The organism is Mesorhizobium sp. BR1-1-2 (genome assembly GCF_020165435.1).
Classification (GTDB): Bacteria; Pseudomonadota; Alphaproteobacteria; order Rhizobiales; family Rhizobiaceae; genus Mesorhizobium.
In genome coordinates, this window is record NZ_JAIUID010000007.1 from 261,941 (window position 1) to 278,525 (window position 16,585).

The window sequence follows — 16,585 nt, forward strand, 5'->3', positions numbered from 1 at the left end:
CTACCTCATTATCATGGTGTTGATTGATTTCAGCAGCGGGCGATGATCTGCCGTGGCGTATTCATCCTCGATCACGACCATGACCATCGAGCCTGCCTTGCCCTCCTTCTGGAACACGTCGCGATAGGCGCTGCGACAAATGATGCGCTCGCCCACCTTGGGATAGCTATAGAATTCGTACTCGTAGCCTCCGTTCAGAATTCCGGAAAGGGCGAGGGGGATCTTGGGCAAGCCGGGCCGCATGGAGCGTGACAGGCCATCGAAATCGGGGTCGCCGGCGGCGGCCAACGTATCGTGAGCCTCGTCCGGCGGGCGACGAAAGGCATGAACCACGAAGGCCGGGGGTGCGACCGGCACACCATAGCGTGTGCGACTCGCGTGGTCCGCGTCCCAGAAGCGTCGATTGCCGTCCATCAGCGCCTGAAAGAAGCGTCGCACCTCGCTCGGCTCGACAGGGTGACACGCTTCGATCCAAGAGGATTGCGCGCCAACGACGGCACGAACTTCATCTGTAATAAGGTTGATCGCCATTTTCCTCCCCAGGTCGCATCGCATTCCCGCCCGTTCGCCCTTTTTATCAGCGTTCCCGAGACTGTCAATGAAACGTTATTTCAATGTTTTGATTCATCATCATCGAATGCGAACCCTTGGATTCTTGGACTGCATGAGGGGGAAATGGCGTCGGATGAGGGGGTCAATCTATAATGGCCGGAATCGTTTTCGCGCCGCGTGAAACGGCCCGTTCGGCATCCTCATGCGATCGTCGCGGGAGGTCGCCGAGGGCGGCACAGGAAGGCGCCGGCCAGCGCCAGCACCGAGAATGCGAAAAACGCGATCGAGAAGCTGGTGAAGAGCGCCAGGATTCCGAACAGCGGCGGGCCTAGAACGATGCCGAAATAGGAGAACAGCAGCGATCCGCTGGCGGCAAAACCGGCACGGTCGACGGGCACTGCCTGGATGAGGCAGGTCAGGAAAACACCGTTCCAGCCGCTGGTCGTGGCCCCCAACACGAAAACCACCATGCCTACGAGCCAGTCGGACGCCGAGGGCCAAAGCATGCCGGCCAGCATGCACATCACCGACATGCCGACGCCTACCCCCGCAAGCACGGCACGCAGGGCCGCAAGGCGGTCGGCCAGGAACCCCCACCCGATCCGGCCGATAATGGCGCCTGTCTGGTTGATGCCTAGAAATAGGCCGGCGACGACGAGATTGCGGCCAAGGCTGGTCATCAGGAACACCACGAGGAGGGAACTGACCGTCAGCTGCATCGCGCCGTAGATCATGGAGCCAAAGGACAACCTCAGCAAATCGTCGTCTTGGAGCAGATATCGAAGCGGCGCCAAAAGGCCCAGACGACCCAGTGGCCTGGGCGGCGGCACTTCGGCACGCACGACATTAAGCGCAAATCCAGCAACGAGCCCAACGAGGGTCACTACGACCCCGATCATCAGCATAGCTGCAGGTAGATGGAACCATAGCACGAGCGGTGGCACGACGAGGCCTGCCAACACCCCGCCGATGGGCACGGAAGTCTGCCTCACGGACATGAAAAGGGTTAGATTGGCTATTGGCCCCTGGCTGGCTATCGCCTGCGTGCTCGAGGGCGTGAGCGGCCCGTAACACAGGCCCATGAACGCCACTGCTGTTACGATGGCGGGCAGGGAAGCGAAGCCGAAGAGGATCAATGCGAACCCGCCGGCAAAGATGCAGACGAAACTCAGGCGAAGCGGTCCGATCAGCGGAATGAGAACGCCGGAGCAGAGCGTGCCGAGAGCGATAAAGATGTAGTTCAGAGTCGTGTAAAATCCCGCCGCCTCCACCGGCAGATTAACCGCCCTGGTGACCTGGTCCGCAACGACAGGTGGCGTGAGCACCACCATCGACATAATGGCTTGCGGAAACATTGTTACAAACAGGAGACTCGATGAGCCATTCTTCGGCATCGGCTCGGCTTTCACGACGGAGGCGGCCGCTCTGTTGCCGACGCAACGAGAGCGCCCCGACCGTTCGGTAGACAGGACGTCGCTGATTAATCGTTTTATGGAAAAGCCATCATATCTCGCTTGAGTCAACTCCAAATATCTGTAATAGGCCATGTTTTCGGCAATGAAACGTTTTTTGGAGCAAGAGGTAAATGACCGCAAGCGAACCGTTGCTGCAGGAACAGATCGGCCACGTGCGGATGCTGACGCTCAACCGTCCGGACGCAGGCAACGCTCTTGACCTGCAGATGCTAACCAGTCTGACCGCCCTGATCCGTGAACTGACCATCGATCCTGGTGACACTCGTTGCGCGGTGATAACGGGGGCCGGCCAGAGAATCTTCTGCGGCGGCGGCGACATGAAGGAGCGGCGCATGATGGCGCCGGCAGCGGCGCGCCGGCATCGCGGGTTAATGGAACAGTTGATCCGCGATCTCCAGGAATGTCCGGTGCCCTTCATCGCCGCCGTCAACGGCGCCGCCGTCGGAGCCGGATGCGAGCTGGTTGCCGCAGTGGACTTCGCCTATGCGGCGGAAACCGCTCGGTTTTCTCTGCCCGAGGTCAAGCTCGGTATCGTCCCAGGCGGCGGCGCGACGCAGACCTTGCCTCGCGCCTGCGGTCTACGCCGCGCAAAGGAGCTTATCTTGACGGGCAAAATGTTCTCGGCCGCCGAGGCCCTGCAGTGGGGCTTGGTCAATAAGCTGCTGCCGCCGCAGGATCTTGTACCTGCGGCGCTCGAAACCGCGCGCCTCATCAGCGCCAACGCGCCGATGGCGGTGCGCGAATCCAAGAAGGCGATCGGAGTTGCGATGGACGTCGACCTTGCGACGGGGCTGCGCTTCGAGCTCCAGGCGCACCATCGTACCGCCGTCACTCGCGATCGCGCGGAAGGATTGCTGTCGATTGCCGAAAAGCGGACTCCGATATTCCGCGGCGAATGATGTGGATCCGGCGCCGGAAATTTCGCATTCGGCGCTCAGGCGCTTTCGACGTCGTCCTTAATTTTGCGACACAACCATTGGCAAGCCGTCTCCGCAAAACACTCCGGACTTTGAAACGGCACGAAGTGTGCCGTATGTTCGGCGATCACGAGTTCGCTTTGCGGTAAGAGCGCGTGGACAGCACGGGCATTGTCGAGCGGAAGCAGGACATCGTGGCGGCCTGCCATGAGCAGAGCCGGGCAACGGATGGTTTTCAGGAATTCGGTCGCATCGGAATTCGCCGCACCGAGGGTCGATAGCGCATAGGCTCGCGCATTCTGTGCCTCAAACTTACAATAGTAGCGCTCGTATCGTGCGTCCTTCGGCTGGTTGAAGAAGGCGCGTTCCACGGCGGCGGGCAATATGGCCGTCATGCCGTGCCGGGCGACGACCGCGGCGCGCTCGGTCAGCATAAGCCGAGCCTGCGGCGAACTGCTCGGGGTCGGGTTGGCGAGAATGAGGGCCGCGGTCGACGAGGGATAGCTGCCGGCATAGGCGGCGGCGATCATGGAACCGACCGCGCAACCGATGGGGACGACATTCCTGACACCGATATCGAGACGCAGCGCTTCGAGGTCCGCTGCATGGTCCACGAGCGACGGCGGCGCTCCTGTCCCGAATGATTTGCCGCTGGATCTAAGATCGCAGGCGACCGTGGTGAAGCGGTCGCCAATCTTTTCCACGAAGTCGTCCCAGAAACTGAGTTCGGCCCCCAGAGGATGGATCAGAAGCAGTGCCAGACTACGGCCTTCACCCTTGACCAGGTGGTTGAGAATTTCACTCATCGACTGCCGAGCCTGCCTTCTAGAATTTAGGGGAGCGGGCGGTCTGCCCGCCCGCTCAGTCGGTCTCGCTTTCGATCGGGACCAAGATACGGCCATTGTCGATGCGCATCACGCCGTCGACGTAGAGCGTCGGCTCGAGAATGACACCGTCCATGTGTATCTTCGACATGATGGAGCCGCCGACATCGACATTGGTGCCGAGGCCGAAATGCAAAGTCCCCATGATGTTCTTGTCTTCGCGCTGGATGCCGCGGATGACGGCCTTGGCGTTGACGCCGACCGAGGCTTCGGCCGGGCACATATAGGCGTTTTCGTCACCATAGGTGGTTAGGAAGTCCCTGAGGGTGCGCGCATCTGCGCCGCCTTCGATCTCGGTGACGCGACCATCCTTGACCGTCAGCTCTATCGGGCTGCTGAGACGTCCGAGATGATGCATCGTCAAGTCGATGACAAGCTTGCCGTTGCCAGTACCCTCGGTGGGAGCGACATTGAACTCACCGGTCGGGTAGAGGTAATAATAGAGCTTGCCGGCCGGGCGGTTCTCGTCCTTTTGGAAATTGATGATCTTGTAGGGATCGAAGCTGTCGGTCGGCAGCGGCGGGATCCAGATTTTGTTCTCGACGCTGTAGCTGAAATCAGTGCCGTATTTGGAGGTGACGCGGCAGATCTTGGCATTCTCGCCGAAGACACGCTTGCCCACATAGTGCTTGCGCACCGCGATCTGCTTCATGTCGTCGGTGACCGCGCCCGACTGGAACCATTCCAGCTGCATGCCGCCATCGAGGCAGATGGATGGAATACCGGCTTCCATCGAACGCAGGCTCGCGGCGCAATGGAGCATGCCGGTCGAGGAGACGAGGATGTTGACGTCGGACTTCATCATGGCTTCGCAAACGGCGGCCGGCGGGTCGTAGTAGTCGGCTGGCCGGCGGCTGAAGAGCGCAAGCGTTGCATCCGCACCGAGATCCGACAGGATCGTCATGATCGCCTGCCAGACGCGGGTGTCATGCTCGGTGTCGGAAAGCACCAGAACGCGCTGACCCTGCTTGATGTTGCGGACAAGCGGACGGCGCAGATATTCCAGGGTTCCGGTGATGAGACCGCTTGATGCAACCGGCATTGGTCGTACTCCTTGGCAAGATCGAGAATTCGCGTAGTGTCGACATATTTCCCCCACTGTCAAGCGAGATCGATCCGCGTTTACGACAAGCGTGTTGAATTTCCTTTATTAAACATCGTTTTATGACGCATCCCAAAAGCGCGGGCCTTGCCGTTGGATTAAGCTGTCGACGCTCGGACGACCGAAGAGTCGACAGAACTGACGCTGACGCAAGCGCTGCGTGTGCGGTGGATTGACAGATATCGGTATCGGCAAAAGGCTAGGCCACTGCCCCACCTATGGCTTCCCCGCAGAAAAAACGCTTGATCGCGGCAGCGAACAGATGCGGACATTCGACCTGCATCATATGCGGTGCGTCAGGCAACACGAGGAGCCGGGCATTGGGAATGCGCCGCGCGATCTCGTTGAGCGCAGCCGGCGGCGAAGCCGCATCGAGTGCGCCGGCGATGCAAAGAGTCTGCAGCCGGATTTCGCTCAGGCGTGGCGCGGTATCGATATGACTGATCGCCTGCCATGCGCTGTTCCAAGCCTGCGGATCGGTCTCCAGCAACCGGTCGCGGATCGCATCTGCGCCGTTACCGGCAATGAAACCAGGCGTGAACCAGCGCTCCAGCGTTTCCGTGACCTGGGAGGCCATGCCCTGTTCGATCGCCGCGCGGCCGCGGGCCGAGAGCGCGATCCTGCCGGCGTCCGGCAGGGTGCAGGGACAGCCCGCAAGAACAAGCCTGCCCACGCTCGCGGGATAGGCAAGTGCAAAGGCCTGCGCAACCATACCGCCAAAGGAGAGGCCAACGACCCCGGTCGGCGCGAAATCGAGTTCCGTGACGAGATCGTACACATCGACGGCATAGTCGGCCAGTTCCATCGCGGGGTCGACCGGCGCCGAGGCGCCGTGCCCTCGCAGGTCGACCCGCAGCAGTCGGAATTCGGAGGAGAGCCGTTGCGCCACCGCGTCCCATGAGGTCAGGTCGATGCCCACGGGATGCAGCAGCAGTATCCTGGCGCCATCGTTCGCGCCTTCCAAGACATAATTGAGCTTCACGACAGTCTCCCCTGGTTGCCGTCAGGTGCTGTAATTGGTGAAATTGGCCGTTCCAGAGCGGGCGCGCCAGTCGGTCACCACGTTGACGATCGCCGTCTGGCCGCGTTCGACGGCCTGGGCGGCGCGTTCGAGCGCGGGCCGGATGTCATCCGGCTCCTCGACGAACTCGCCATGGCAGCCGAATGCTTCTCCCATCAGGTCGAAGCGGGTGTAGCCGAGATTGCGGCCGGGCTTCTTCTGGTCGGGATCCGCAGTCCAGCCGCCGTTCAGACTGATGACGATCAGCAGCGGCAGCTTGTGGCGCACCGCCGTGTCGATTTCCATAGCATTGAGCCCGAACGATCCGTCGCCATGCAGTACCAGGACTTTGCTGTCCGGGCTTGCCGCCTTGGCGCCGACACCGAAGGGCAGGCCCACGCCCATAGTTCCGAAGGGGCCAGAATTCAGGCGATGGCCCGGCATGAAGCTCGGGATGGACTGGCGACCGTAGTTGAGGATCTCCTGGCCGTCGACGCAAAGGATCGTGTCGCGATCGATGAAGTCGCGGATTTCCTTGCAGAGGCGCAAAGGATGAATCGGCATCTGGTCGGTGGCGAGCGAGGCCTCGTGCTTCGGCAACTTGGACTTTTCGGTAGCGGCGAGCGTGGCGCGCCATTCGGCATAGCTGGCGGCGATGTTGCCGCCGATCGTGGCGCTCAGTTGATCGAGCGCCGTGCGTGCATCGGCGACGATGCCGAGATCGAGCCGCAGCGAGCTGTCGATTTCGACCGGATCGATATCAATGCGCACAAGCTTGGCGTCGGCCGAGAAGCGTGGCGGCTCGGCATAGGAGATGACGTAGTTCAGCCGGGTTGCGACGACGATGACGAGATCGGCTTCCTTGAAGGCCTGAGAGCGGGCCTGGGCGAAGAAGAACGGGTGGTCCTCAGGAATGACGCCCCGTCCCTGCGGCGTGGTGTAGAAGGGGATGCCCGACATGTCGACGAAGCGATGCAGGGCTTCGGAGGCCTTGGACCACAGGATGCCGCTGCCGGTGACGAGAACCGGGCGCTTGGCTTCGCGGATCATCTTTGCGAGTTTTTCGATGCCGGCCGCATCGGCGCCCGGACGGAGCGTTTCCAACTGGGGTGCCGGGCGGAAGATGCCTTGTTCCTCGACGTCGGCATAAAGCACGTCGCCAGGCAGATCGAGATAGACAGGACCGGGCTTACCTGAGCGCGCCATGCGGAAGGCGCGGGCGACATATTCGGGGATGCGCCGCGCGTCGTAGACGCGCTCGGCGAACTTGGTCACCGGCTTCATGATTTCGAGCTGGTCGATTTCCTGAAACGCGCCCCTGGAATATTGGCCGACCGGGGCCGCGCCGCCGAAGGCCACGACCGGTGCACAATCGACCAGCGCATGCGCAAGTCCGGTGGTGAGATTGATGGTGCCGGGACCGGACGCCGCGATGCAGAAGGCCGGCTTCGAGCGCACGCGCGCATAGGCGTTGGCCATCATGGCCGCCGCCTGCTCGTGGCGGACGTCGATCATCCTTATGCCCTGGGCAATGCATGAATTGATGGCATCGTTGGATGGGCCGCCCATGATGAAGAAGCCGGTGTCCACGCCTTCGGCCGCGACCGCCTCGCCGAATAGCCGATATCCCTTGATCGTCATTCCATTTCTTTCCGTCGATAGCCGGGCACGTCTGTCGCCGGCCGCGTTCGAAGTCGCGCTGGGGTCAACATCGGCCTTATGATGTCAGGACGTATCCGGCCGTCGGGTCAGATCGCCCTGTCTGCCTTCAATGCCGTGAGCTGTTCCTGGTCATAGCCAAGGAGGCCGCCATAAACCTCGGCATTGTCCGCACCAAGCAAGGGGGCCGCCGTCGGGGTCTGCGGCGAATCCGACATCCGCACCGGGCAGCCCGGCATAGTGAACTCGCCGCGATCGGCATGCGGAAGCGTCACGAAGGTCCCCCGCTTGCGCAGGACCGGGTCGCTGTAGAGTTCCATTGTATCGAAGATAGCACTGGCCGGCACGCCGGCTTCGCCGAGGATCCGCATGCATTCGTATTTGTCGCGCTGCAACGACCATTCGGTGATGAAGGCATTGATTTCTTCGGAATGATCGAAGCGCAGCTGCGGCGATGCATAGCGGGGATCCGCCGCGAGATGTTCCTTGCCCATGACCCGAAGCAGGCTCTCCCATTGATGGTTGCCGGCGCGGCTCGAATAGATAAGGCAATAGTCGTTTGGTCCGCCGCCCTTGCAAGGAAAGACCTCACATGGCGCACTGGCACCCATTATGTGGGCGTTGCCGCGACGAGGCACGGCGCGACCGAAGATCGCCTGCGCAGCATAGAGGATTCGACCAAAGTTGATCACCACTTCCTGCATGTTGATGAGGATGCTCTGGCCCTTGCCGGAGCGTTCGCGCTGATGCAGCGCGGCCAGAATACCGACCGAGCAATGCAGGCCCGCGCCAGTATCGCCGACGTTGACACCCGGCGTCAGCGGCCGCCCATCAGCATCGCCTGTCACCGACAGGCTACCGCCGGCCGCCTGGGCTATGTTGTCGAAGGAGAGAAGGTTGGCGTAGGGGCCCTCGACATCAAAACCCTTGATCTGGGCATAGACGATGCGAGGATTGATCTTCTTCACCTCCTCGTAGCTGAAACCCAGCCTTTCGATCACGCCCGGGCCGAAATTCTCGATGAAGACATCGGCCGTTTCGATAAGGGAGCGAAGGATAGCCTTGCCGCGCTCGTCCTTCAGATTGCAGGTGACGCTGCGTTTGTTGGCATTCAGCAGCATGAAATAGACGGAGTCGACATTCGGATCGTCGGTGGAGGCGCGGCGGCCCTGCTCACCCTTGACGGGCGGCTCGACCTTGATCACTTCGGCACCCAACCATCCGAGCATCTGCGTGCAGGACGGGCCCGCCTCGAACTGCGTCAGATCTATTATCCTTATATCGGAAAGGGCCTGGCCATCCCTCGACGTCTTCGTCCCATCCGTTTTGGCATTCACGTCAATGTTCAACATCGTCCCAACCAAGTCCCTGCTCTGCTGGGCGCCGTCCTGCGGACGAACCCATCGCGATGCCGCGCCTCATTTCTCAGACGCTAACGTGGATCGCACTAAATGTCGACAGTTTTCTGCGGTTTGCCTGTCAAAATGGGCCACATAGCAGCCAATCTGGCTCAAAGCGTCGACAGATGTCGTGAGGTGGCCTTATCCGCCGAGACTATAAGGCGCGTAGATGTTGACCATGTCGACGTTGGCAGCGAACTGGCCCAGTTCACGAAGGTCGATTTGCTGAGGCGGCGGCGGGGTCATTTCAACCAGGCAGAAATAGTCCGTGCCTCTGGCTTCGTCGGCCCGGAAGACCCGCAAGCCCCGCGTTTCCGGCCTGCCCTCGAACGTGGCGCGAAGTGCGGCAACAATCTGGTCCTCCTTTTCGGGGCCGACGGCGCGCATCCGCAACAGCACGGCGCGCGACGAACGTTGGGTAACGGCGTCGCCCGGATAGACCTGCTTGCCGACAATGCGGTAGACCTGCACGCGGCTGGTGACGCGTTTAGTCCACGGGCTGAAATTCTGGCCGGACACGGCCTGATATTCCGGCGTATCCAAAGTCTCGACAGAATCGAGATCGTAGATCGCCATATAGCGGGGATAGCCCGACAGATTCACATAACGCAGCGCAGACTTGAATCCCGGAAGTGCGGCGCGTTCAGGCACATGTTCGGTGTCGTACCAGGCCGTGAACTCTTCCTCGAGCGTCGACGGCGGCTGCATCAACACCAGCAGCAGCCCATTCCCCTTCTTGGCCATTCGATCTCCCTTCCCTCCAATCATTGTCAGACGCCACCGATGCGATAGGCATCGTCGACGAGGCTCATCACGTTGGCCATGTCGCCGAGATCTGCGACCGGCCGGACGCCGTTGCGCACCTGCTCAATGACGTCGGCGACGAAAAGCGGGTAGAGCGGCATATTCGTGGTCGAACCATCGATCGTCTCGCGTCGGCCCTTCAGGTCAGAAATCTCGATGACGCCAGGGCCATTGGTCCTGAAGTAATGCGCTTCGGTCCTGGCCGAGAAATGCATATCGAACACGCCGCCGGGCGCCGGATAGAGATAGGCGGCCTCGACCCGACAGAGTCGGTCTCTGTTTAGCAGTGTCAGGTTCGCGTAGTCATCGACATCGCCTTCGCCCTGCAGATTCGCCAGCCGGGCATTGGCGCAGCAGACATTGTCGACGGAGGTCAGGTGCTGGAAGAGATCTATGAAATGTACGCCGAGATTAAGTAGCACGCCGCCGCCGGATTGCTTACGATCGAAGACCCAGCTGCAGCCCGCCTCATGATAGCGCGAGGGCAGGCCGGCGACGAACTTGAAATCGGCATAAAGCAGCTTTTCGCCCGAGGCTCGTTGCCGAATTGCCGACACGAAGCCCGATGACCGGAAGACGAGCGGCACGGCGTTGAACACCCCGGCGGCGCTTGCGCTGATGGCGAGGTTGCGCACCTCGGCTTCGTTGAGCCCCGCCGGCTTTTCAACGACGAAAGGGATTTCCGCGGCGATGAGGGACGCGACTTCCGTCGCCATGTCGGAATGCCGGCCGAGCACGAAAGCAAGATCCGGCTTCTTTCCGGCATGCAGCTCGCCGGGTCGCGTCGCATAAGCGCAGGCCAGCTGCTCGCCAAAGCGACGGGCCACCGCGATATCGGGATCGGAAACACCTGAAATTTCCACACCCGGCTGCTCCAGCAAGGGCGCCAAGTAGAGTGGCGTATGCCAGTGGCCGACGCCAATCAGCAGGATTTTCATTGCAAGCGAACCTCGATGAACAAGTGTCGACTTTACGGCGTGAAAGCGCCGTTATCAACCCTGACCAATCCCTGGCCTATAAATCTAGGATCGCCCTGTTATTGGCCAATTTCGGCTGACAAGAAGAGTGCAATTCCGTCATCCTTGTGAAAGTTTGGGTCCGGCCGACAACATAAAAGTCGACACTTTCGATGTCTTATTCTAGGAACAGGGGAGCGGGAACACGCTTTCTTCGGCGAACGGGTCGACGTTGCGGCAAGGGCCTGGTCCGAGATCCCGCGAGCAGGACGTGGAAGGTTAGCCGCTCGGCACCAGGCACGTTGCGCGCATCTCGATGGCTGCGAGAGGGGAACGTGGCCTTCCCCTATCTCGATGCGTTCGACGAGGACGAGACGGGCGTGGCAGACTTGAAGGTGCGCTGCCGTCGCGAAGGTCTAGGCGACATGGCCGTGAAGCAACGGCGCGAAGCTCTCTTGCAGGACTTCCATGCGCCGATCCGGGGAGCGCCGCACAATCTATGCCCGTGTTGCGGAATACTTGCTTGACGTTCTGCGCAAGCGGACCAGAAGGGCACAAGTCGTCACGCAGGCCACGTCCCAAGAGGTCCGCGCGGGGTTGGGGCTGTTCCAATTCGGCGAGGCGCCTGCGAGGCGGCGAGGCGGGAATGGGGTCGATTCCGTTCAGTGCTCAAGCGCCGAAATCGTCCGACCTCGAGGTCCCAGGGCGTTCGTGTCGCGATCCATGTTACCCGAAACCTCCCGGATACGTTCGAGGTCTTGCTTTGGCGCGGCCATCACATTGACGCGCGACCCGTTCGCTGCAAAGATATTAAACACTTGTTTACCAAGCGTCGGTCAGCGCTGGCGATCGGAGGGGGCGTGGAATCGTTTCTGGGTGCGAACCGCCTCAATTGGGATGATCGGGCCGAACTGCATTCGACGGACAAGACCGGCAGCTACCAGATCGAGAATGTGCTAGCAGGCGGATCCAATCTCTATGAGCTGGAAACGCGCGAGGTTGGCAATATTGCCGGCAAGGATATCATCCATCTGCAGTGTCACATTGGGCTCGACACGATCAGCTTGAAAAATCTTGGCGCGCGCAGCGTGACCGGCCTCGACTTTTCACCGACAGCCATCGCGGCCGCGCGGGATTTCGCTGCCAAGGCAGGCGCGGATGTGCGCTTCGTGGAAGCGCCACTGTTCGAGGCGGTCGAAGCGCTTGGCCGGACCTTTGACGTCGCTTACGTCACCTGGGGTTCGGTAAACTGGCTGGACGACGTCGGTCGATGGGCGCGAGTGGTTGCCGATCTCCTGCGACCCGGCGGCCGGCTCTATATGGCTGAGGGTCATCCCTTGATGTTCCAGTGTGATCGCAAGGCCGCGGCGCTGGAATTGAAGCACGACTGGCGAACCCCAATAGCTCAGCCGCTCGCCTGGAACGAAGAACTTACCTATACCGGCGACGACCGACGCTTGAAGCACCCCAGATACTACGAGTGGATCCATCCGATTAGTGACGTGGTGAACGCCCTGGTTTCAGCTGGGCTCACACTCGATTTTCTGAATGAGCATGACATGGTCTCGTGGCAGCACTTTTCATTTGCCGTAAGGGCCGGCAAGGATATGTATGGCTTGCCAGAGAACTTTCCAAAGATCCCGATGGCCTATTCCATCGGCGCGACCAAGCGCAGTGTCGGCACGATCCCATATCTTGCTGCGCCTAAAGCGATGTGACGGCACCGGTCCGACTTAACCGCTTGTCGTCACCTGTGCTCATGATCCGTGCCGAGCTCAGGGTCCTTGCAGGGACGTTTGCTGGCTAAGCGTAGCGCCTCTTCCGAGCACCGGCTCGTCGGAGCTTTGCATGTCCATCCGCCTCGATAGGGTGAACGGCCCACTTTGAGCGTCGCCGTCTGCTCATCTCGTGTATGGGCCAGCGTCGTGGGACGCGGTCTCCAATGGATCGGCAGCAGCCTTGTTTAGCTGCGGGTTACCCTTTGTGCGGCGTTTTTTTCGTTCATTGCGGTCACGCCAACAAAGGTGGCGACGCTGGTCGACGAATCCTCTTCGATATCAGCGTCGTAAGGAGCGTGAAATTGTCGACCGGAGCCCATGCCAGCCCGCGATGAGATCAGCATGGGGAAGTGCAAAGTTTTCAGGGCTGTGAAGTTCAAAATTAATTAATGAAAGCTAATGTTCCTGCACGGGTCGATATGAAAGCCTGAGCAACATAGGGAGTTTCACGCCAGTGGCTCTTTTCGGCGCTAGGTTGGCCGGGATGAAGGATGCCGTTTTTTCTTCGGTGAATATTCCGGCCGCCGTGGCAGTTTTGGTCATTGCCTTCAGCGCAGCGTATGCGGACCATCAAAACAAGATCGTCTCGGACCAAGTGGCCCGCGCGGACGTGCTGGCCAAGGTCAATCTGATCCGCGCCAAGCTGGAAGGAAACATCAACGGAAACCTTCAACTTGTGCATGGACTGGTCGCGACGATCGTGACTGAACCCTATATGGGACAACAGCGCTTTGCGTCCCTCGCCAGTAACCTGTTCGGCGAAAATTCGCAATTGAACAATATTGCCGGCGCGCCCGATCTGGTCGTCTCCTTGATGTACCCGCTGAAAGGCAACGAGAAAGCGATGGGGCTCGATTACCGCAAGGATGACTGGCAGCGCAAGGCCGCGCTCAGGGCGCGCGACGAGCGCAAGTTGATTCTTGCCGGTCCTGTCGACCTGAAGCAGGGAGGCCAAGGCTTCATCGGCCGTTTTCCTGTATTCGTGGCGAGTGCGGGCAACAGTGAAAGGTTTTGGGGCATCATATCCGCCGTCGTCGACGTGCAGCGTCTGTATAAGGCGAGCGGCCTGCTCGACGACAATTTGGGAATCGATATCGCGCTCATCGGTAAAGATGCGCTTGGCCCAGGCGGAGTTCAATTCTTCGGCTCCGAGGACGTCCGCAAAGACAATCCAGTGACGGCCGAAGTTCTGCTACCGTCCGGTTCGTGGCAGATCGCAGCCATCCCCAAGAACGGCTGGCCCTCGACGCCCAGCAACGCCTGGTTCTTGCGCGCCATTATGGCGGCGGCCGGGGCTTTGGTCGTGATCCCATTCCTGGTAGCGGGTCGGCTGATCGGCGAGAGGCAGCGCAATTACGCCGAACTGCATCGCTTGTCGAGACGACTGGAACTTGCCTTGGAGGCGTCAGCGATCGGCGTTTGGGAACACGATCTCGCGACCAACGACCTGTCATGGGACGATCGTGTCAACGAAATATACGGCAGACCCAGCGATGGGGGTCCTCGCGGCTATTCGGATTGGGCGGGCGCGATTCACCCCCTGGATCTGGCCCGCGCCAACGCAGATTTCGACAGTGCCGTCGCCAGCCGCGGAACATACTCGTCGGAGTACCGGATTATTTGTCCGGATGGTGAAATTCGTTATGTCCGGTCCAGGGCCACCACGTACGAGGCGCCAAACGAGACGCCCAAGATGATTGGCGCGGAATGGGACGTGACGGCCGACGTCCTGTTAAACAGCGACCTGGTTCGCGCACGACAGCTGTCTGAGTCGAAAAATGCAGAACTTGAGGCGACCAAGGCGCGCATAGAGCATATTGCGCTCCACGATTCCCTGACCGGTTTGGCCAACCGTCGTTACCTCGACCAAGTGCTGAAAGAGTACACAGCAAACGCCAGGCGCGACCGCGCGCATGTGAGCCTGCTTCACATAGACCTCGACCGCTTCAAGCACATCAACGATACGCTTGGCCACGCGGCGGGCGACGCGATGCTGGTTCACGCGTCTACAGTGCTGCGATCCACGGTGGAAGAGGGGGGATTTGTCGCTCGAATCGGCGGCGACGAATTCGTGGTCCTGTGCACCGTGCAGGATATCAAGAAATTGGCACTGCTGGCTGAAAACATCATCAGCCAGATGAGCGAACCCGTCTATTACCACGGCCACCGCTGCCGTTTTGGCGCTAGCGTGGGGATTGCGGTCGACAACGAAAATGACATCGAAGCCAAGCACCTGTTGGTGAATGCCGACATTGCGCTTTACCAGGCAAAGACGCGTGGGCGCAATCGATACGAATTCTTCACCGAGGCGATGCAAAGCGAAATCGTCGACACAAAGCGGATTGCCGACGAAATTCTCGGCGGCCTTGAGCGCAACGAGTTCGTAGCTTTCTACCAGCCCCAGTTTAGCGCAAAAACCCTCGAGATTGTCGGCGTCGAGGCGCTCGCACGTTGGAGACACCCAAAGCAAGGCATTCTAGCGCCTGATGTCTTCCTGAGAGTTGCTGATGAGTTGAATGTCGTCTCCATGATCGATCGGGCGATACTCAATCAGTCACTTTCCGATTTTGCGGAGTGGTCGACCGCGAACCTCGATGTGCCGCGCGTTTCGGTCAATGTTTCCGGGCGACGTCTTCAGGATGAAGACCTTATAAAGAGCTTAAGAGAGCTAAACATCAAGCCGAGAACGATTTCGTTCGAACTTGTCGAGTCTATTTTCCTCGATGGCAGCGATGATTTGATCACTTGGAATGTCAATCAACTAAAAGAACTCGGAATCGATATAGAAATAGATGATTTCGGGACCGGTTATGCTTCGATAGTCAGCCTGCTCAAGCTACACCCTCGCCGATTGAAGATAGATCGGCAGTTGATCATCCCAATTGTCAAATCGCCGCAACGAAGGCAGATCGTTTCGTCGATCATTGAAATCGGCAAGTCCTTGGGTATCGAGATTATTGCAGAAGGTGTCGAGACGATGGAGCACGCACGGATACTCGAAGGTCTGGGATGCGACATACTGCAAGGCTATGCTTTCGGCCATGCGTTGGATTCGGAGGGACTAAAGCGCTTTGTTCAATCTCGGCGCCTGCGCGCTGTCAGCTAAGTGTCAGAGCCGGTGCTCGACTGACCGATTGGCGGGGGGTGCACGAACCCACCGGCCGGAACTCCATTCAACTGACGAAAAGCTCGGCTATCGCTCGCGAGAAGGACTGTCTCGCTAAGGCGCAGGAGGAGGGGCCTTGGGGCAACCAAGGTTTGACAATTGTGCACATGGAGAGGGCTCATCGCCGTCGCCGCCATAACGCTCCACAAGTTTTGCGAATCCGTGGCGAAGGCAAAAAGGACCACCAGGATAATCGCTATTCGAACGGCCATATGGGACTATAGCAGGGATCCCATATAGTCGATGCAGTTCAGCTAGCATCACTGCCCTACTGACGGACGCACGATAGATCACCCTGGGTGCAACCATCAGGGCTTAGCCTATCCCCGGAATAGGACTAGGGAGGCCGTTTTTCCAAATCGCGAGCCTTACGAATGGACGTGATGAGCTCGCCGACATGGTCTGCCGGCCCGACCGATGCTTCGTGCGGCCCCCGAGCGAGCGAGCCCCCAACCGCTTATCATAAATGCGCGTCAGCAGTTCGCAGGCCATTTGGCGCGCTGCCGAGTACGGCCAACAAGGGAACAGCCTCCCAATCTCGCAGGCGCGTTGTTGAGATCATCCCACACCATCCATCTACCCGATGGCTCGAGACGACAGTGGAACCTGGCCTTGACCTGACCTTTCATGGTCCCACAACGGGAGACAGGTGCCCTTGGTTCGAGCTTGGGTCGGCACGCGGTTAACGCCGCGCGGGCTTTATCCGTCCTGCCCTGTGCGGGGACCGCCACCCCGGGGGAGTAGTGGACAGTCGATTGTGCGGCCAAGCACGGCGGCAGATTTCCTGCGTTAGTTGTTGATCATTTAGAAGCCCAGACGTTGCGCGCCCAAAATTTCCGCAATAGGAAAGGATGGAACCATCCAGGGAATACAGGCTAGGGAATACAGGAGT

12 protein-coding genes are annotated in these 16,585 nt (G+C 59.9%); 3 read left to right on the forward strand and 9 right to left on the reverse strand.

The features are described from left to right. On the reverse strand, positions 1-531 hold the full coding sequence (locus LB551_RS18895) for a MaoC family dehydratase N-terminal domain-containing protein (protein WP_224660089.1): 531 nt from the start codon (positions 529-531) through the stop codon (positions 1-3). A gap of 221 nt (positions 532-752) precedes the next feature. Beyond that, positions 753-1,946, reverse strand: coding sequence for an MFS transporter (locus tag LB551_RS18900; protein ID WP_224660090.1), 1,194 nt, complete (start codon positions 1,944-1,946; stop codon positions 753-755). Positions 1,947-2,137: 191 nt separating this feature from the next. Here LB551_RS18900 and LB551_RS18905 point away from each other — a divergent pair, with 191 nt between their 5' ends. Then, positions 2,138-2,926, forward strand: a complete 789-nt coding sequence (locus LB551_RS18905) for an enoyl-CoA hydratase-related protein (RefSeq protein WP_224660091.1) — start codon at positions 2,138-2,140, stop codon at positions 2,924-2,926. Between the two features lie 35 nt (positions 2,927-2,961). Here LB551_RS18905 and LB551_RS18910 read toward each other — a convergent pair whose 3' ends face one another. The 7 genes from LB551_RS18910 to LB551_RS18940 all read right to left on the reverse strand — a co-directional run bounded on the left by LB551_RS18910 (position 2,962) and on the right by LB551_RS18940 (position 10,731). Continuing rightward, positions 2,962-3,750, reverse strand: coding sequence for an alpha/beta fold hydrolase (locus LB551_RS18910; protein ID WP_224660092.1), 789 nt, complete (start codon positions 3,748-3,750; stop codon positions 2,962-2,964). Positions 3,751-3,805: 55 nt separating this feature from the next. Further along, on the reverse strand, positions 3,806-4,870 hold the full coding sequence (locus LB551_RS18915) for an aminopeptidase (protein ID WP_224660093.1): 1,065 nt from the start codon (positions 4,868-4,870) through the stop codon (positions 3,806-3,808). A 259-nt stretch (positions 4,871-5,129) separates the two neighbouring features. Continuing rightward, a complete protein-coding gene (locus tag LB551_RS18920) occupies positions 5,130-5,894 on the reverse strand; it encodes an alpha/beta fold hydrolase (RefSeq protein WP_224660094.1) in 765 nt (254 codons plus the stop codon). Positions 5,895-5,933: 39 nt separating this feature from the next. Then, the gene (locus LB551_RS18925) at positions 5,934-7,571 is read right to left on the reverse strand and encodes a thiamine pyrophosphate-binding protein (RefSeq protein ID WP_224660095.1); all 1,638 of its coding nucleotides are present in this window, start codon (positions 7,569-7,571) and stop codon (positions 5,934-5,936) included. 107 nt (positions 7,572-7,678) lie between these two features. Next, positions 7,679-8,941, reverse strand: a complete 1,263-nt coding sequence (locus LB551_RS18930; protein ID WP_224660096.1) for a CaiB/BaiF CoA transferase family protein — start codon at positions 8,939-8,941, stop codon at positions 7,679-7,681. Between the two features lie 189 nt (positions 8,942-9,130). Beyond that, on the reverse strand, positions 9,131-9,733 hold the full coding sequence (locus LB551_RS18935; RefSeq protein ID WP_224660097.1) for a DUF4286 family protein: 603 nt from the start codon (positions 9,731-9,733) through the stop codon (positions 9,131-9,133). Positions 9,734-9,759: 26 nt separating this feature from the next. Further along, positions 9,760-10,731, reverse strand: coding sequence for a Gfo/Idh/MocA family protein (locus LB551_RS18940; protein WP_224660098.1), 972 nt, complete (start codon positions 10,729-10,731; stop codon positions 9,760-9,762). Between the two features lie 878 nt (positions 10,732-11,609). Between LB551_RS18940 and LB551_RS18945 the strand changes: the two genes are divergently transcribed. Together LB551_RS18945 and LB551_RS18950 are read left to right on the forward strand one after the other, a co-directional pair. Then, complete coding sequence (locus tag LB551_RS18945; protein WP_224660099.1) at positions 11,610-12,467, forward strand: class I SAM-dependent methyltransferase; 858 nt, start codon at positions 11,610-11,612, stop codon at positions 12,465-12,467. Positions 12,468-13,011: 544 nt separating this feature from the next. Beyond that, the gene (locus LB551_RS18950; RefSeq protein ID WP_224660100.1) at positions 13,012-15,633 is read left to right on the forward strand and encodes an EAL domain-containing protein; all 2,622 of its coding nucleotides are present in this window, start codon (positions 13,012-13,014) and stop codon (positions 15,631-15,633) included. Positions 15,634-16,585 lie beyond the last annotated feature (952 nt).